The sequence below is a fragment of the Pseudomonas brassicacearum genome (genome assembly GCF_918698105.1).
GTDB lineage: Bacteria > Pseudomonadota > Gammaproteobacteria > Pseudomonadales > Pseudomonadaceae > Aquipseudomonas > Aquipseudomonas brassicacearum_F.
In genome coordinates this window covers 35,055-50,970 of the sequence record NZ_CAKKMI010000016.1, presented here as the reverse complement: position 1 = coordinate 50,970, position 15,916 = coordinate 35,055, and the positions used below count along the sequence as shown (strand labels likewise).

Annotated in this window: 16 protein-coding genes; 4 read left to right on the top strand and 12 right to left on the bottom strand. The window is 62.9% G+C overall.

Going from position 1 to position 15,916, the window contains the following annotated elements; genetic code table 11:
- Positions 1-31 precede the first annotated feature (31 nt).
- Together LQ215_RS08830 and LQ215_RS08825 are read right to left on the bottom strand one after the other, a co-directional pair.
- Positions 32-1,429 (bottom strand): NarK family nitrate/nitrite MFS transporter, encoded by a 1,398-nt coding sequence (locus LQ215_RS08830; protein WP_230148916.1) that lies wholly within the window; start codon positions 1,427-1,429, stop codon positions 32-34.
- Positions 1,407-2,708 carry an MFS transporter gene (locus LQ215_RS08825; protein WP_436839562.1) on the bottom strand — a complete coding sequence of 434 codons (1,302 nt, stop codon included), beginning with the start codon at positions 2,706-2,708 and terminating at the stop codon, positions 1,407-1,409. Before LQ215_RS08825 ends, LQ215_RS08830 begins: the two co-directional genes overlap by 23 nt.
- Positions 2,709-3,017: 309 nt before the next feature.
- Here LQ215_RS08825 and LQ215_RS08820 point away from each other — a divergent pair, with 309 nt between their 5' ends.
- From LQ215_RS08820 to LQ215_RS08810, 3 genes are all read left to right on the top strand, one after another.
- Complete coding sequence (locus LQ215_RS08820; RefSeq protein ID WP_230148912.1) at positions 3,018-4,817, top strand: HAMP domain-containing protein; 1,800 nt, start codon at positions 3,018-3,020, stop codon at positions 4,815-4,817.
- Positions 4,814-5,461 carry a two-component system response regulator NarL gene (gene narL / locus LQ215_RS08815; protein WP_003202460.1) on the top strand — a complete coding sequence of 216 codons (648 nt, stop codon included), beginning with the start codon at positions 4,814-4,816 and terminating at the stop codon, positions 5,459-5,461. Before LQ215_RS08820 ends, narL begins: the two co-directional genes overlap by 4 nt.
- A gap of 183 nt (positions 5,462-5,644) precedes the next feature.
- Positions 5,645-6,322, top strand: coding sequence for a Crp/Fnr family transcriptional regulator (locus LQ215_RS08810; RefSeq protein WP_003202464.1), 678 nt, complete (start codon positions 5,645-5,647; stop codon positions 6,320-6,322).
- A 730-nt stretch (positions 6,323-7,052) separates the two neighbouring features.
- On the opposite strand, the gene LQ215_RS08805 is transcribed toward LQ215_RS08810, so the two are convergent.
- The 9 genes from LQ215_RS08805 to norR all read right to left on the bottom strand — a co-directional run bounded on the left by LQ215_RS08805 (position 7,053) and on the right by norR (position 14,451).
- Positions 7,053-7,223, bottom strand: a complete 171-nt coding sequence (locus tag LQ215_RS08805) for a hypothetical protein (RefSeq protein WP_230149013.1) — start codon at positions 7,221-7,223, stop codon at positions 7,053-7,055.
- A gap of 146 nt (positions 7,224-7,369) precedes the next feature.
- The gene (locus LQ215_RS08800; protein ID WP_290369100.1) at positions 7,370-7,735 is read right to left on the bottom strand and encodes a putative zinc-binding protein; all 366 of its coding nucleotides are present in this window, start codon (positions 7,733-7,735) and stop codon (positions 7,370-7,372) included.
- The gene (gene ubiT, locus LQ215_RS08795; RefSeq protein WP_230148911.1) at positions 7,735-8,205 is read right to left on the bottom strand and encodes a ubiquinone anaerobic biosynthesis accessory factor UbiT; all 471 of its coding nucleotides are present in this window, start codon (positions 8,203-8,205) and stop codon (positions 7,735-7,737) included. Before ubiT ends, LQ215_RS08800 begins: the two co-directional genes overlap by 1 nt.
- On the bottom strand, positions 8,199-9,089 hold the full coding sequence (locus LQ215_RS08790) for a U32 family peptidase (protein ID WP_230148909.1): 891 nt from the start codon (positions 9,087-9,089) through the stop codon (positions 8,199-8,201). Before LQ215_RS08790 ends, ubiT begins: the two co-directional genes overlap by 7 nt.
- 11 nt (positions 9,090-9,100) lie before the next feature.
- Positions 9,101-10,096 carry a ubiquinone anaerobic biosynthesis protein UbiU gene (gene ubiU / locus LQ215_RS08785; RefSeq protein ID WP_230148907.1) on the bottom strand — a complete coding sequence of 332 codons (996 nt, stop codon included), beginning with the start codon at positions 10,094-10,096 and terminating at the stop codon, positions 9,101-9,103.
- 81 nt (positions 10,097-10,177) lie between these two features.
- Complete coding sequence (locus tag LQ215_RS08780; RefSeq protein ID WP_230148905.1) at positions 10,178-11,425, bottom strand: molybdopterin molybdotransferase MoeA; 1,248 nt, start codon at positions 11,423-11,425, stop codon at positions 10,178-10,180.
- A complete protein-coding gene (moaB, locus tag LQ215_RS08775; RefSeq protein ID WP_230148903.1) occupies positions 11,422-11,976 on the bottom strand; it encodes a molybdenum cofactor biosynthesis protein B in 555 nt (184 codons plus the stop codon). Before moaB ends, LQ215_RS08780 begins: the two co-directional genes overlap by 4 nt.
- Before the next feature lie 88 nt (positions 11,977-12,064).
- Positions 12,065-12,712, bottom strand: a complete 648-nt coding sequence (gene pdxH, locus LQ215_RS08770) for a pyridoxamine 5'-phosphate oxidase (RefSeq protein WP_230148901.1) — start codon at positions 12,710-12,712, stop codon at positions 12,065-12,067.
- Between the two features lie 206 nt (positions 12,713-12,918).
- A complete protein-coding gene (gene norR / locus LQ215_RS08765; protein WP_230148899.1) occupies positions 12,919-14,451 on the bottom strand; it encodes a nitric oxide reductase transcriptional regulator NorR in 1,533 nt (510 codons plus the stop codon).
- Positions 14,452-14,610: 159 nt separating this feature from the next.
- On the opposite strand from norR, the gene ytfE reads away from it, so the two are divergent.
- The gene (gene ytfE, locus LQ215_RS08760) at positions 14,611-15,285 is read left to right on the top strand and encodes an iron-sulfur cluster repair protein YtfE (protein ID WP_230148897.1); all 675 of its coding nucleotides are present in this window, start codon (positions 14,611-14,613) and stop codon (positions 15,283-15,285) included.
- Between the two features lie 179 nt (positions 15,286-15,464).
- Here ytfE and LQ215_RS08755 read toward each other — a convergent pair whose 3' ends face one another.
- Positions 15,465-15,902, bottom strand: a complete 438-nt coding sequence (locus LQ215_RS08755) for a hypothetical protein (RefSeq protein WP_230148895.1) — start codon at positions 15,900-15,902, stop codon at positions 15,465-15,467.
- Positions 15,903-15,916 lie beyond the last annotated feature (14 nt).

Here is a 15,916-nt window from a genome sequence, read left to right as displayed (position 1 = left end):
TGCGCCCCGCCCACGCAGGTTTAGGTTCGGCTTAGCAAGGTGTCGCGGCGCCCTTGCGGGCATACCACCACCAGGTCACCACGATGCAGCTCAGGTAAAAGCCGACGAACATGTAGAAGGCCATCTCCGGGCCGCCGGTCAGGGCCATCGAAGTGCCGAATGATTTGGGAATGAAGAAGGCTCCGAAGGCGCCCATGGCCGAGCTGAAACCCAGCACGGCGGCCGATTCCTTGCCGGCGTTCTTGATCGCTTGTTCACGCATCTCGGGCTTTTTGCCCAGGGCGGCTTTCTCATGCAGGGTGCGGAAGATCACCGGGATCATGCGGAAGGTCGAACCGTTGCCCACGCCAGTGGTGATGAACAGCAACATGAACATGCCCAGGAAGCCGTAGAAGCTGCCGCCCTCGCCGTTCTGTGGAAGAAAGTGCAAGACGCCGAACACCATCACGATCATCAACACGAAGTTCCACAGGGTGACTTTCGCGCCACCGAGCTTGTCCGCCAACCAGCCGCCCAGCGGCCGTACCAGCGCACCCACCAGCGGGCCGAGGAAGGCGAATTTCAGGGCGATGACTTCCGGGAACGAGGTCTTGATCAGCAGCGGGAACGCGGCGGAGAAACCGATGAACGAGCCGAAGGTGGCCAGGTACAGCCAGCACATCAGCCAGTTGTGCTTGCGCTTGAAGATCACCGCCTGTTCGCTGAACGAGGCGCGGGCGCTGGACAGGTCGTTCATGCCGAACCAGGCGATCACGGTGATGGCGAGGATAAACGGCACCCAAATGAAGCCGGCGTTCTGCAACCACAGCGAGCTGCCGTCGGCCAAGACTTGCGGTTGGCCGCCCATGAAGCCGAACACGCCGAAGGAGATCACCAGCGGCACGCTGAACTGCATCACCGACACGCCCAGGTTACCCAGCCCGGCGTTCAGGCCCAGGGCGGTGCCCTGCTGGGACTTGGGGTAGAAGAAGCTGATGTTGGACATGCTCGAGGCGAAGTTGCCGCCACCGAAACCGCACAGCAATGCGATCAGCACGAACACGCTGTAGGGCGTGGCAGGATCCTGCACGGCGAAGCCCATCCACAGCGCAGGCGCCAGCAGCGATGCAGTGCTCAGGGCCGTCCAACGACGCCCGCCGAAGATCGGCACCATGAACGAGTAGAAGATGCGCAAGGTCGCACCGGACAGCCCCGGCAATGCCGCCAGCCAGAACAGCTGGTCAGTGGTGAAGCTGAAGCCGATGGCGTTCAGGCGCACGATCACCGTGCTCCAGACCATCCATACCGCGAAGGCCAACAGCAGCGCCGGAATCGAGATCCACAGGTTGCGCCGGGCGGTCAGTTTGCCGCTACTGCCCCAGAAAGCTGGGTCTTCCGGGCGCCAGTCATGAATGACCGGGCCCTTTTCAGGCGTTTGCAGAACGGACATGTTCTTCTCCTTGGGCAATGCTGGAAAACGGGGATTGAGTGGCCGGCGGCTGTTTACCCAGCAGCGGGCGCTTGCGCATTTCGCTGAAGTACATCCAGGCCAGGGAGACCCAGACCACGCCGTACATCAACATGAAGCAGGACGAGCGCACGCCGGTGAGGTCCACCAGGGCGCCAAACATGATCGGCAGCACGAACCCACCCAGGCCGCCGGCCAGGCCGACGATGCCGGACACCGCGCCCATGTTTTTCGGGTAGTCGTTGGCGATGTATTTGAAGACCGAGGCCTTGCCGAACGCGAAGGCGATACCCATCACGAACAGCAGCACGGTGAACAGCGTAGGGCTGAGGCCGATGTGGAAATCGACGATGCCGTTGACGGTCTGCACTTGCAGTTGCGTCTGGGGATAGGAGAGCAGGAACAGGCAGATCCAGCTGACCCACAACACCCACCAGGTCACGCTCTGGGCGCCCCAACGGTCGGACATCCAGCCACCGACGGCCCGCAGCACGCCACCGGGCAAGGAGAAACACGCCGCCAGCAGCGCCGCGCTTTGCAGGCTGAAGCCGTACTCCTGCACGTAGTACTTGGTCATCCACAAGGCCAGGGCCACGTAGCCGCCGAAGACGATCGAGTAGTACTGGCAGTAGCGCCACACGGCCGGCTCTTTCAGGGTTTTCAATTGCTCGCGCAACGTCGCGCCGCCCTTGCCGCTGTGTTCCTTTTTCTCGGTGGTGAGAAACCAGAACAGCAGCGCGGTGATGAACAGGATGGCGCTGAACACTTTCGGCACCAGGTGCCAGGTGCCGAACGCGATCAACGCCGGGGCGAGGAACTTGGTCACTGCCGCACCGGCGTTGCCGGCACCGAACACGCCCATGGCAAAACCCTGGTTCTGCTTATCAAACCACTTGGCGACGTAGGCGATGCCCACCGAGAACGAGCCGCCGGCCAGGCCGACGAACAGGCCCAGCACCAGGAACTGCCAGAAGGCCGTGGCGAGGGTGATCAGGTACAGCGGCAATACGCAGGCCAGCATCAGCAGGAAGAACACGATCCGTCCGCCAAAGCGGTCGGTCAGAAGCCCCAAGGGCAGACGCACCAGCGAACCGGTCAGCACCGGCGTGGCGGCCAGCAGGCCAAACTGGGTTTCATTGAGGGCCAGCAGTTCCTTGATCGGAACGCCCAGCACGGCAAACATCATCCAGACCATGAAGCACACGGTGAAGGCCAGGGTACTCATCCCTAGTACCAGCCCTTGTTGCACTTGCGCTCGCATCACGATGCACTCCGTCAGTTCGATTGAGCGCAGCCTAGTGATACGAACCCCGCGAAAACTTGACTTGGGTCAACGTGCCCCGGGGCGGTCCAGGCCTATGCTTGGCCCGTCTACCTCCAAGGAGGTAGACCCGGATATTGATACAACCCTTTATTTATCAATACCTTGATCAAGTCTGCCGAAGCTTTTATGGAAATGGAGCGGCCGACAACTCTTTAGAGGTAGTGCGCCCAGGATTGGCTGCTACACCCCCAGGTCCAGGGCGCCACCTATGCTCGCTTCACCGTTTTACCCCGCAGGTCCGCGTCGATGATGCGTTGGCTGCGCAGTTCCCTGCCCGCTCGCGCAGGGCTGGCGGTGATCCTGATCGCCATCCTGGCCCTGGCCAGTTCCTTGAGTGCCGGCTTGATCGCCTGGTTCAGCCAGGGCGACGCTGCCGCCATCAATACCGCTGGCTCCGTGCGCATGGAGACCTACCACCTGAGCTGGAAACTGGCGGCGGGGGCCAACGACGACATCCCGGCGATCATCACCAGCCTGCAACAACGCCTCGACAGCCCTGCCCTGCGCGCCGTGCTGGAAGATGGGCCGGAAACCTCCCTGCACAAGAGCTATCGCGACCTTGTGCAACGCTGGAACCAGACTTTGCGCCCGGCCATCGAGCGTGGCGACTCGGCTTTTTTCCAGGCCAGCGCCAACACCTTCGTCGATCAGCTGGACCAGTTCGTCACCCTGCTGCAACGCCAGAGCGAGCACAAGCAAGGCTGGCAGCAGGTAATCCAGGGCGCGGCGCTGTTCAGCACCATGATCATCCTGCTGATCGGCCTGTATGAATTGCAGTACGGCGTGGTCACGCCCTTGCAAGAGTTGGTGGACGCCACCCAACGCTTTCGCCGTGGCGAGTTCCAGGTGCGGGTCAATCACCAGTCCGAAGATGAACTGGGCCAGTTGGCGACCAGTTTCAACACCATGGCCGAGACCATCGAGCAATCGCACCGCACCTTGGAAAACCAGGTCCGGCAAAAGACCCTGAACCTGCAACAGGCCAACGCCGCCCTGGAGCTGCTGTACCAGAGCAGTCGCAGCCTGGCCACGCGGCAGGCCAATGCCGAAGGGCTGGATGAATTGATCCGGCGCTTCCAGCAACGCCTGCCGGGCCTGCGCCTGACGCTGTGCCTGCAAGGCCAGTTGCAGGCACCGGCCAGGCACTTGCTGGCGTTGCATGGCGCCGACAGCCGCCAGGTCTGCGCCAGCAGCGATTGCGCCAGTTGCCATAAACACAACGCGGCACGCCCGCAGGCCTTCAGCATCAGCAACCAGGGCAACGAACTGGGTGAGCTCAAGGCCCATTTTGTCGACGGTCACGCCGCGCAGCCCTGGGAAACCGCATTGATCCAGGCCCTGGCCAACCTGATCGGCACGTCGCTGTCCCTCAAGCGCCAGCGCGAACAGGACCATCGCCTGCTGCTGCTCGATGAACGCACGATCATTGCCCGCGAGCTTCACGACTCCCTGGCCCAGGCCTTGTCGTACATGAAGCTGCAAGTCAGCCGCATGCAGACCCTGATGCGTCGGGGCGAACCGGTGCAGACCCTGGAGACCGTCACCGGCGAGCTGCGTGAAGGGCTCAACAACGCTTATCGTCAACTGCGTGAGCTGCTCACCACCTTCCGCCTACAGATCCACGACGATGGCCTGGTCGAAGAGCTCAAGGACACCGCCGAAGAGTTCTCCAACCGAGGGGACTTCAAAGTGCATCTGTTCGTCGACACCCTGGCCTTCGAGCTGTCGGCCAGCGAGCAGATCCACATCCTGCAGATCACCCGCGAGGCGCTGTCCAACTGCCTGCGTCATGCCCATGCCGAGAACGCCTGGCTCGAACTGCGCCAGGAAGGCGAGACCGTGCGGCTGTCGATCGAAGACGATGGCCGGGGCTTCAGCGGCGAGGTGGACCAGCGCGAACACCATGGCCTGAACATCATGAACGAACGAGCCCGCAGCCTGCGCGGCCAATTGCAGATTCTCTCCCGAACACCCCAGGGCACCCGCATCCAGGTGCATTTCCAACCGGAATTCCTGGGCCAACACACCGAAGGCCTCGCAACATGAACGCCCCCCTGCGCCACACCCTGCTACTGGTCGACGATCATCCGATGATGCGTCGCGGGATCCGCCAGATGCTTGAACTCGAAGACGATTTGCAGATCGTTGGCGAGGCCAGCCACGGCGAAGAAGCCCTGACCCTGATCGAACCGCTCAAGCCCGACCTGGTGCTGCTGGACAACAACATGCCGCAGATGAACGGCATCGAGACCCTGCGCCGGCTGCGCGCCATGCACTACACCGGCAAGGTGCTGCTGTTCACCGTGTCCGATGCCGAGGACGACATCCGCGATGCCTTGCGCCTGGACGCCAACGGTTACCTGCTCAAGGACATGGAGCCGGAGCTGCTGATCCAGTACATCCGCGATGCCCTCAACGGCGCCCTGGTGATCAGCCCCGGCCTGACCCGAGTCATGGCCCAGGCGCTGCGCTCGCCACCGCGCCAGGCCGATGTGGAACTGACCGAGCGCGAACGCCAGGTTCTCAAGACCATCGCCGGCGGCTACAGCAACAAAGTTATCGGGCACAAGCTGGGCATCACCGAAGGCACGGTCAAGGTGCATGTGAAGAACCTGCTGCACAAGCTCGGCTTGCGCTCACGGGTCGAAGCCGCGGTGTGGGCGATGGAGCATTTGCGCGGGGCCGGTTAGCCCAGTGGAATCCATGAATCAGTACACAACCTGTGGCGAGGGAGCTTGCTCCCTCGCCACGGGATTTGCGCCAGCAGTGGAAAACTGGATTGACCGCCTCGCATCCCTCTTCCGAGGTAGGCCAGCCGAGGCATAGGCCGATGACGCCCTGGGCTCTACCATGACGGCACGCGGAGGTACGCCATGCTGACCCACCCTTCCATCGTTTTACTGTTGCGTCGTCATCACCTGTTCAGCCAACTGCCGGAGCGGGTCTTTGAGGATGTCTGCAGCCTGGCTGTCCTCAAACGCCTGGAATGCAACAGCACGCTCATGCACCAGGGCGATCCGGCCAAGCGATTTTTCTTGTTGGTCAGTGGCCAGATCAAGCTGTTCCGGGTGACCGGTGAGGGCCAGGAGAACCTGGTGGAGATCATCCAGCCCGGACAGACCTTCGCCGAGGCCCTGTTGTTCAGCGAGGCGCGTTGCTACCCGGTCAGTGCGTCGGCGATCAAGGACAGCGTGCTGGTGAGTATCGAGGGCACCCATTACCGCAAGGCCCTGGAGGACCAGCCCAAGGTCTGCCTGGCAATCCTGGCGAGCATGAGCATTCATCTGCATCAGCGCCTCAAGGACATCGACAACCTGACCTTAGCCAGCGCCAGCCGGCGGGTAATCAATTTCCTGCTGCAGGAACGCGATCCGCGAGATGGTCAGTTGGTGTTGCAGGTGTCCAAGCGACTGGTGGCTTCCAAGTTGGGGATCCAGCCGGAGACGTTTTCGCGGATTCTTCATCGGTTGGTGGATGGGGGGTTGATTGCCATGGAGCGGCGGCAGATTCGGATCTTGTCTGAGGATGGGCTTGAGGGCTATCAGCAGTAAGCTTGGTGTGTATATCCGTTTTTTTGGTAACGGCGACTTATGGTTTCGCCCTTACGGCGAGTCACTTTCGAAAAGCGCGAAAGTAACCAAAGCGCTTCTGCCCCACCACTTGGTGCCTCGCCTAGGCTCGGCATGCCCTCACTCCGGCATTGCTCCGTGGGCCCGCCGCGAAGGGCCATCCATGGCCCAGCGCGGCTATCCCGGCATCCATGCCGGGATGCCCCACTGCGCAATGCCTGCGTTCAGCCAGCGTGGTTAACGGGGCGCCCAAGATCAACGTCCACCGCGAGGCGGCCTGATAGCCGACCTGACTCTTGATGGGACCGCGTTTCTCCTGTGGGAGCGGGCTTGCTCGCGATGACGTTGGCACAGCCAACCTCACCACAAACTGATACTCCGCTTTCGCGAGCAAGCTCGCTCCCACATGGGTTTGCCGGCGTTCAAAGCCTCTGCACACGACACAAAAAACCTGTGAGAGCGAGCTTGCTCGCGAAGGCGTCGGAACATCCAACATCACCGCAAACTGAACCACCGCTTTCGCGAGCAAGCTCGCTCCCACGTGGGTTTATGGGCGTTCAAAGCATCTGCATACGACACAAAAACCTGTGGGAGCGAGCTTGCTCGCGAAGGCGTCGGCACAGCCAACATCACTGCAAACTGAACCACCGCTTTCGCGAGCAAGCTCGCTCCCACAGGAGAAACGCGGTCCAACCAAGAACCAGGTCGGCTGTCAGGCCGCCTCGCTTTTGATATTGATCTTGATCTGGGACGCCCCGTTAACCACGCTGGCCGAACGCAGGCATTGCGCAGTGGGCACCTCGGCATGGATGCCGAGGTAGCCGCGCTGGGCCATGGATGGCCCTTCGCGGCGGCCCACGGAGCAATGCCGGAGTGAGGGCATGCCGAGCCTAAGCGAGGCACCAAGTGGTGGGGCATAAAGCGTTTTGCTTACTTTTGACTGGGCCGGCTTCCGGGCTTCTCAAAAGTGAGCCGCCGTAAGGGCGGAACCATAAGCCGCCATTACCGAAGAAATGGATATTCACCCCCCTAACCCACATCAATCAACGCAACCACCCGCGAAAACACCAACTCCATCTCAGGCTCACCGCAATCAACCCCAAACCGCTTGCGCAACCCCAGCTGGTTCAGAATCACATGCACATCCGCCACCAAATCATGCTGCTGCAAACACGCCTGAACGCACTGCAACGGACAACCATCCAACGCAATAATCCGCCGCCCCGACCGTGCCTTGTCAACCAGCGGCGCCACATGCCCGCCCACACCGACGATGCAGGACATCTCCGCCAAACCCGCACGGTCCAACCGCAGGGCGACGGTGTTAGCCAGTTGCGCCACGTTGGAACAACCGGAACACGAATACACCAGAGGCACTGAAGTCGGGGCTTTCATCAGACCGTCGCCAACCCCTTGCCCGCCCGCTCCAGGTTGCGCCAGAGCCACGGCGGCAGGACGTCCGGATCAAGACTGTCGATCAAATTTTTCAACGCCAACCCCAACTCCGTATCCCCCTCGATCACCAACCGACGACGAAAAAACAACGTATCCGGGTCTTCCTGACGACTGGCCAGCAACAGGAATTCACGCCAGTTGCCGCTGATGGTGACCTGGGCCTCGGCCCGTTCGGCGATGCGTAATCCCTCTCGCGCTAAGGTCAGGTACCAGCACAACTTCAGGTCGGGCACGCGCAGGCACAGCCAGCGCCCACGCAGCACTTCGAACCCGCCATCGCGCAGCGGCTCGGCCAGGCAGCGATTGAGCGCCTGCTGCAACGCCAGTCTTTGCACCACAAACGGCACCTTGCCCACCAGCGGCAGCAAGTGGTCGGCGCCTTTGAGCACCCACTTCTTCGGACTCAACACAGGCCCGCCTCCTCTACCTTCAACATGCCGGCATGGCCGTGCCAGTAACCGTTGCAACCGTCCACGAACAGCGGTGGCGCCTCGCCTTGGCGAACTTTGTCGAAGGCCGTGACCACGTCGGCCATGCCCTGGGCACGCGGGCTCAGGCGCAGCAGGTCGGCGCCACTGGCCGCGAGTGCGTTGTAATCGGCCAGCAGGTTCGTCACCTCGCCGGACATCGTCTGGATGCCGTTGAGGGTGAACAGCTGTTGGCCTTCCTGACTGCTCAACGCCAGGCCATCGGGGTAGTTGATGCAGCAGAACTGACAGTCGTCCTTGGGGCGGTTTTCGGCTCGGGCGGTAAAGCAGCGCGCCGAGTACGCCAAGGGCAGATGACCGTAGGCGAAGATCTCCACCTCGGGCACCTCGCGGTCCATCTCCCGCACCTGCTCCAGCACATCGCCGATCAGCGCCGCCGAGCACTCCACCGGCGGCACCCAACGGATCATGCCGCTGTCGAGCAATTGCCCCAGGGCGTGGCCGTTGTACAGGTTCAACGCCGGGCCTCCCACAAAGGGCAGTTTGCGTTCAGCCATGAACTGCACCGCGCCCATGTCATTGGCTTCCACCAACAACTCACCGTTGTCACACAGGCGTCGCAGCGAGGACAGCTCCGAGGCTGCTTCGATCAGCGTCAGGCTCGACAACACGATCTGCGCCTGGCTGCAGGCTTGCAGCTCGCGCGCCAAGCCCAGCCATTGATCCAAGGAGAACGCCCGGCGTTTGGAACACACGGTTTCCCCCAGGTAAATCACGTCCAACGGCAATGCCGACATCTCGGCATAGAAATTCCCCAGTTGCGCTTTGTCCCAATAAAACAGGACCGGTCCCAGGCTGAGTTTCATCTGGCCTCCCCTCATTGCCATGATCGATGGTAGGCACCCAAGGTGGTCTGGCTGCCTTCGGACAAGCCAGCCAGCACCTGGCGCCATTCTTCCTGCACCCGGAACCGTTGCGGCGCGACCTGGTGGGCATCCAGTGCGGCGCGCCAGACCCGGGTCACTTGTTCAACGTAGGCCGGGCTGCGTTGGCGACCTTCGATCTTCACCGCTTCGACGCCGATGGCTGCCAACTCCGGCAGCAGGTCAAGGGTGTCGAGGCTGGTGGGTTCTTCCAGCGCATGGAAGCGCTTGCCGCCCACCAGGAAGCGGCCTTTGCACAGGGTCGGATAACCGGCCGGTTCTTCGGGGGTGTAGCGGTCGATCAGCACCTCGCTCAGGCGTGCGCTGAGGCCTTGGGCATCCTCGCTCCAGCGCACCGCCTTGGCGGGCGAGCAGACGCCGCACAGGTTCGGCGATTCGCCAGTGATGTAGGAGGACAAGTGACAACGGCCCTCGGCCATGATGCACAGGCTGCCGAAACCAAAGACTTCGATCGGCACCGGGCTGCCCGCGGCCACTTGGCGCACCTGGGCCAGGGACAGCACCCGCGGCAGCACCGCGCGGCGGATGTCATAGCGCTCGGCGTAAAAAGCCAAGGCCGCCGCGTGGGTGGCCGAGCCTTGTACCGACAGGTGCAGCGCCAATTGTGGATGGCGCTGGCGGGCGTAGCTGAGCACGCCGGGGTCGGCGGCGATCAAGGCATCCACGCCGTAATCGGCGGCACGGTCCACTGCCCGTTGCCAGCGCTCCCACCCCTTGGGCTGCGGGTAAGTATTGACCGCCACGTACAGCTTGCGTTGGTGCTGACGGATGTGTGCAACAGCCGCATCGAACTGTTTGTCGTCCATGTTCAGCCCGGCGAAATGCCGGGCATTGGTGTCATCGCGAAAGCCGACATAGACGGCATCGGCGCCTTGGCGCACCGCCGCTTTGAGGGCAGGCAGATTCCCTGCCGGGCAAACCAGTTGCATGGGGCATCCTCGTGAGAAAACTAAGGGCGCCGCCAGTCTAGCCAGCCCTCGGCCGACCACCTTGACGGCAATCAATTGCCGTCAATGCATCAAGCTCGCGAACGGCAGATACATCACCTTGTCGTGCTTGTGCACTTGCGCCTGGCACTCCACCACGGCCAAGCCATCGGCCCAGCACGCGGCCGCCAACATGGCCGAACTCTGCTGGGGATGCAGCTCGACACACAGCGAGCCATCGGCGGCCGGAGACAATTTCGCCCGCAGGTACTGCCGTCGCCGATTGGGCTTAGGCCAGTCGAACCCGGCTGGCAACTGCAACGCTACGGGCAACACGTCATCCATGCCTTGGGCCCGGAACAGGAACGGGCGCACGATAATCAGCGTGGTAATCAGCGCCGCCGACGGGTTGCCCGGCAGCCCGATCCAGGGTTTGCCGGCCACCTCGCCAAAGGCCAGCGGTTTGCCCGGCTGAATCGCCAAGCGCCACAGGTCAACGCTACCCAGTGCTTCGATGGCTTGCTTGAGGTGATCTTCCTCGCCCACCGACACACCGCCGGAGGTCAGCAGCAAGTCGCATTCGGCCGCCGCCAGGCTCAAGGCTTGGCGACTGGCGAGCAGTTTGTCGGGCATGACGCCGTAGTCATGTACCTCCAGGCCCCAGCCGCGCAGCAGTGCCGCAAGGCTGTGGCGATTGCTGTTGTAGATTTGTCCCGGTGCCAGCGTTTCGCCTGGTTCACGCAGTTCATCGCCGCTGCTGAGCAGGCCCACCTGCAAAGGTCGATAGACCTCCACCCGAGCAATCCCGGCCCCGGCCAGCAACCCCAGTTCCTGGGCCCGCAAGCGTTTTCCGGCCGCAAGCAAACGGTCCCCGCACTGCATTTCCTCGCCTTCCTTGCGTACATGCTCTCCACCATTGACCGCTGGCAACCAGACCCGCTCACCTTCCACCCGGCAGCTTTCCTGAGGCACCACGGTGTCAGCCCCCGGCGGCAACGGCGCACCGGTAAAAATCCGCACCACCTGTCCGGTCCGCAACGGTTGGCCCGGTGCCGCGCCGGCGGCGATGCGTCCGGCCAAGGTCAGATGCCCCCCGACGGCCGGCAGGTCGGCGGCCCGCAAGGCATAACCGTCCATGGCGCTGTTGTCCCATGGCGGCAGGTTCATGGGGCAGCGAATGTCTGCCGCCAGCACTCGGCCCAAGGCCTGGTCCAGCGCCACCCGCTGCACCGGAGGCGGCAGTGGTGCCTGATCCAGCAGGTAGCGGATGGCTTCATCCACCGGCATCAGCGCGCCGCTGTCACAGGCGCTGCCACACGCGCCGCTGCTCATGAACGCGCCTCACAAGGTTCCAGGGCAATACCGGGTTGCGGCTTGAGGTGGGGTGTGAAATTGCACGGGCCGGTACGGCTGTCCAATTGCCCGGCCAGGATCTGCTCCCAACCGGTCCGGCAAGCCCCCGGCGAACCCGGCAAGCAGCACACCAGCACGCCGTTGCTCATGCCCGCCAAGGCGCGCGATTGCAGGGTGGACATGCCGATCTCCGCCAGCGAGACCTGACGGAACAGCTCGCCGAAACCGTCCACCTGTTTGTCCAGCAACGGCGCCACCGCTTGGGGGGTGTTGTCGCGCGGGGTGAACCCAGTACCGCCGGTCATCAACACCACTTGCACTTTCGGGTCGGCGATCCACTGCGAGACCTGGGCACGGATCTGGTAGATATCGTCCTTCACCAGGCCACGGTCGATGAGCACATGCCCGGCGGTTTGCAGCAGGTCCGCCAGGGCCTGGCCCGAGGTGTCGGTTTCGAAGGTTCGGGTATCACTGATGGTGAGGACCGCGATGTTCAGCGGTTGAAAGAAGCGTTGCGTCAGATGGGCCATGATCAGCCGTCCTGTCAGAAAAGATGGCCCAGCCTGAACCGCAATCGTTGCCGGGCCTATTCCTCCTTGGAGGTACCTCCCTCGGTGCTCAAGGCGCCAGGCGGCTACGTTGCCAGGCGCCGTCTTGCAGGCGGTAGTCGAGGCGATCGTGCAAACGGTCGGCGCGGCCCTGCCAGAACTCAATCCGTTCGGGGCGCAGGCAATAGCCTCCCCAATGGTCGGGGCGCCGCACGGGTTGATCGGCAAAGCGTTTTTCGGTTTGCACCAGCAAGGACTCGAGCGCAGCCCTGTCCTCCAGTGGTCGGCTTTGCGGCGAGGCCCAGGCGCCCAGGCGACTGGCGACAGAGCGGGATTCAAAATAGGCATCCGACAATGCCGGATCGAGTTTGTCGACCGGCCCCTCAATCCGCACTTGCCGCTCCAGCCCTGGCCAGAAAAACGTCATGGCCGCCCAGGAGTTGACCGCCAGATCCTGGCCCTTGCCACTCTGATAATTGCCGAAAAACGAGAAGCCTTCATCGCTGAACCCCTTGAGTAACAAGATCCGGCAATGCGGCCGGCCCTGCTCGTCCACCGTCGCCAGGGCCATGCTGTTGGCTTCCACGGGCGGGCTTTCGGTGTCGCGGGCCTGTTGCATCCAGAGCTTGAACAAAGCCATGGGGTCGTCGGGTGCCTGGACTTCAGCCAGGCCATCGAGGGTGTACTGACGGCGCATTTTTGCCAGGGAAAGGGGCATGACGGTGATCTCCACGATGGATTTGCGCCAGTGTGGGTTCTGCAGCGGTGGCGGGCCTTGATCGTTGTCAATGCCGGTTCTTGTGGTGAGTTGAAGGGTGCTATCGCGAGCAAGCTCGCTCCCACAGGTGATATGCCGTGCCCACAAGATCCCTGTGGGAGCGAGCTTGCTCGCGATGAGGGCAACTCGGTCCAACAGATCAACGGCTACTTAAGCCCCAACCGCCGCGCCAGTTTATGCAGATTGCTCGGGTCAACCTCCAACAGCCGCGCCGCCCCCGCCCAGTTCTGCCCGCAGCGTTCCAGGGCCTGGAGGATCGCCTGTCGCTGGCAACCGTCGACAGCCTCGCTCAAGGGTTGCACGGGCGCATCCAACGCTTGCAGGGCCTGTTCCGGCAGCGCCTGCGCCGACGCTGCGCTGGCGTTGACGTCCAGGTCCAGCACCTGCGGTTCCAGGGTCATGATCAGGCTGCGATTGGCGCCGCGGCTCAGTTGCTTGAGCGCCGCACGACTGATCACGTGTTCCAGCTCCCGCACATTGCCGGGCCAGCTGTACGCCAGCAGCGCCTGTTCGGCCGCCGGTGACAAGCGCAACCCACGCAAGCCCAGGCGTGTGCGATTCAGTTCGAGAAAATGCCCGGCCAGCATCAACACATCGTGGCCGCGCTCGCGCAGCGGCGGGATCGGCACCGGGTAGACCGAGAGCCGGTGATACAGGTCGGCGCGAAACAGCCCGTCGCGAATGCTGTCGGGCAGATGCCGGTTGGTGGCTGCGATGATCCGCACATCGACGTGCAGCGGCTTGTCCGCCCCCAGGCGCTGGATCTCGCCGTTCTGCAAGGTGCGCAGCAACTTGGCCTGCACGCTCAACGGTAACTCGCCAACCTCATCGAGAAACAGCGTGCCGCCATTGGCCGCATCGAAGCGCCCGGCGCGATCGGTGGTCGCCCCGGAGAACGCGCCTTTGACGTGGCCGAACAACTCGCTTTCGGCCAGGGACTCGGGCAGCGCCGCGCAATTGACCTGCACCAACGGCTTATGGCCACGTCGGGACAGGCGATGCAAGCGCCGGGCGAACAACTCCTTGCCGACACCGGTTTCGCCGAGCAACAGCACCGGCAGTTCGGAATCGGCCAATACATCCAGCTCGTTGAGCAATTGCTGCAACCCCTCGCTGCGCCCGAGGATCTCGCCTTCCTCGGCTGGCAGACGCAAGTCCGTCTGGTCACTGCGCGACGCCCGCAAGCTGCGGTTTTCCTGCTCGAGCCGGGTGACCCGCACCGCCGCCTCGATCTGCAACGTACAGCGTTTGAGCTCCTCGCGGGCACGGCTGTCGAAGGTGCCGGCATGCAACGCATCCAGGGTGATCGCGCCCCAGAGCCGGCCTTCCACGTACAGGCTCACGCCCATGCAGTCATGCACCGGCAGCGGTTCACCGACATGGTTGTCGAGCAAGCCGTCATAAGGGTCCGGCAGACGGCTGTCCGGCTCGAACCAGGTGGGTTCGCGCGACGCCATGATCGCCGCCAGGCGCGGGTGCTGGGCAATCACGAAGCGCCGTCCCAGTGCCTCGTGGACCAGGCCCACGGTGGCCACGGGCCTGAGACTGTCATCGTCCAGGCGCAGCAGCCCCACGGCGCCACTGTTGAAGTATTCGCGCAGGGTCTGCACCAGGCGTTGCAATCGCACCGCATTGGGCAGCTCGACGATCAGGTCGGCGGCCAGGCTTTCACGCAGCATGGTAGTGATGACCCTCCAGGGTTCGTTTGACCCTTCACAGCCAGGGTAACAATCACCCTGGCAAAAATTTAATACTTCATTTTCAGTCAGTTACATCTGGCATGCGAGCTGCAACTTCGCTTATCTGTCCCTCCCCGGGATTCAACCCAAGGAAACATGATGAGCCTCGATCTGCTGGAACAAAGCCTTGGCCAACTGGCCTGCGATATTCCCGGTGCCACGCGCACCTTCCATCATTACAACCTCGACTTCTGCTGCGGTGGGCAAAAGTCCTTGCGTGACGCGGCCCTGGGCAAAGGCCTGAACCCGCTGCTGATCGCCGATGCCCTGCGCACCCTGCAAGCCGCCGGGGAGTTGGGCCATGACTGGCGCGACGAGCCCCAGGCGACCTTGATTGCCCACATCCTGGAGCGCTACCACGCGCGCCATCGCGAACAGCTGCCGGAACTGATCCGCCTGGCCCGGCGCGTCGAGCAGGTCCACGGTGCGCGACCCAGTTGCCCGAACGGCCTGGCCGATCACCTGCAGGACATGTACCAGGAACTCGAAGGCCACATGCTCAAGGAAGAACAGGTGCTGTTCCCGATGCTGCAACAGGGCCTGGGCGAACGGGCCTCGGCGCCGATCCAGGTGCTGCGCTACGAACACGACCAGCACGGTGAAGCCCTGGAAACCATGCTTACCCTGACCGACCAGATCACCCCGCCCGCCGACGCCTGCAACACCTGGCGCGCCCTGTATCGCGGGCTGATGGAGTTTCGAGACGACCTGATGCAGCACATCCACCTGGAAAACAATGTGTTGTTCGTCAATGCGATAAAACCCGTCCGCTGACCATCAAGCACTGCATTCCCCCCTGTGGGAGCGAGCTTGCTCGCGATAGCGGTGGATCAGACAACTCAATACTGACTGATCCGACGCCATCGCGAGCAAGCTCGCTCCCACAGGGGATTGGTGGTGTTCAGCCTATTTGGCAACCCCCTTGAATCAAGCGCTGGCTTTCACCGTCCTGCTCAAAACTGCCAATAGAACATCGCCTTGGCCAACACCACGATCAACACCATGTGCCCCAGGATACTGCGGCGCAACCAGCAGGCACGGCCGGGCGTCAGGCGACCGCGCTTGAGCCAGTACGCCAACCACAAATAGTGACCGATGATGCTCAGCGCCAGCAGGATCTTCAGGCTCAGCAGCAGGCCGAAGCTGTTGCTCAACGGCTGGCTCAATGCGCCGCGATGCTGCCAGGCCAGGGCCATGCCGGCGCCGTACAGCACCAGCACGACGCCATGGAGCACATGCCGCGAGCGCTGGGCGATGGCCGGGTCGGCAGCGTCCTTGACCCCTTGGGCCAAGGGCCGGCGCGCGCTATGCCAGATAAAGACCTCGAAAAACAACGTGCCAATGAAGGCGATCGCCGCCAACAGGTGCGTAACCAGCAAGACCCCGTACATTATCGATTGCCTCC

What these genes read in the sequence shown, in the direction of transcription:
- LQ215_RS08830 (WP_230148916.1), bottom strand. Translation starts at nt 1,429, where the DNA reads ATGTCCGTTCTGCAAACGCCTGAAAAGGGCCCGGTCATTCATGACTGG.
- LQ215_RS08825 (WP_436839562.1), bottom strand. Translation starts at nt 2,708, where the DNA reads ATGCGAGCGCAAGTGCAACAAGGGCTGGTACTAGGGATGAGTACCCTG.
- LQ215_RS08820 (WP_230148912.1), top strand. Translation starts at nt 3,018, where the DNA reads ATGATGCGTTGGCTGCGCAGTTCCCTGCCCGCTCGCGCAGGGCTGGCG.
- narL (WP_003202460.1), top strand. Translation starts at nt 4,814, where the DNA reads ATGAACGCCCCCCTGCGCCACACCCTGCTACTGGTCGACGATCATCCG.
- LQ215_RS08810 (WP_003202464.1), top strand. Translation starts at nt 5,645, where the DNA reads ATGCTGACCCACCCTTCCATCGTTTTACTGTTGCGTCGTCATCACCTG.
- LQ215_RS08805 (WP_230149013.1), bottom strand. Translation starts at nt 7,223, where the DNA reads ATGCCCTCACTCCGGCATTGCTCCGTGGGCCGCCGCGAAGGGCCATCC.
- LQ215_RS08800 (WP_290369100.1), bottom strand. Translation starts at nt 7,735, where the DNA reads ATGAAAGCCCCGACTTCAGTGCCTCTGGTGTATTCGTGTTCCGGTTGT.
- LQ215_RS08790 (WP_230148909.1), bottom strand. Translation starts at nt 9,089, where the DNA reads ATGAAACTCAGCCTGGGACCGGTCCTGTTTTATTGGGACAAAGCGCAA.
- ubiU (WP_230148907.1), bottom strand. Translation starts at nt 10,096, where the DNA reads ATGCAACTGGTTTGCCCGGCAGGGAATCTGCCTGCCCTCAAAGCGGCG.
- LQ215_RS08780 (WP_230148905.1), bottom strand. Translation starts at nt 11,425, where the DNA reads ATGAGCAGCGGCGCGTGTGGCAGCGCCTGTGACAGCGGCGCGCTGATG.
- moaB (WP_230148903.1), bottom strand. Translation starts at nt 11,976, where the DNA reads ATGGCCCATCTGACGCAACGCTTCTTTCAACCGCTGAACATCGCGGTC.
- pdxH (WP_230148901.1), bottom strand. Translation starts at nt 12,712, where the DNA reads ATGCCCCTTTCCCTGGCAAAAATGCGCCGTCAGTACACCCTCGATGGC.
- norR (WP_230148899.1), bottom strand. Translation starts at nt 14,451, where the DNA reads ATGCTGCGTGAAAGCCTGGCCGCCGACCTGATCGTCGAGCTGCCCAAT.
- ytfE (WP_230148897.1), top strand. Translation starts at nt 14,611, where the DNA reads ATGAGCCTCGATCTGCTGGAACAAAGCCTTGGCCAACTGGCCTGCGAT.
- LQ215_RS08755 (WP_230148895.1), bottom strand. Translation starts at nt 15,902, where the DNA reads ATGTACGGGGTCTTGCTGGTTACGCACCTGTTGGCGGCGATCGCCTTC.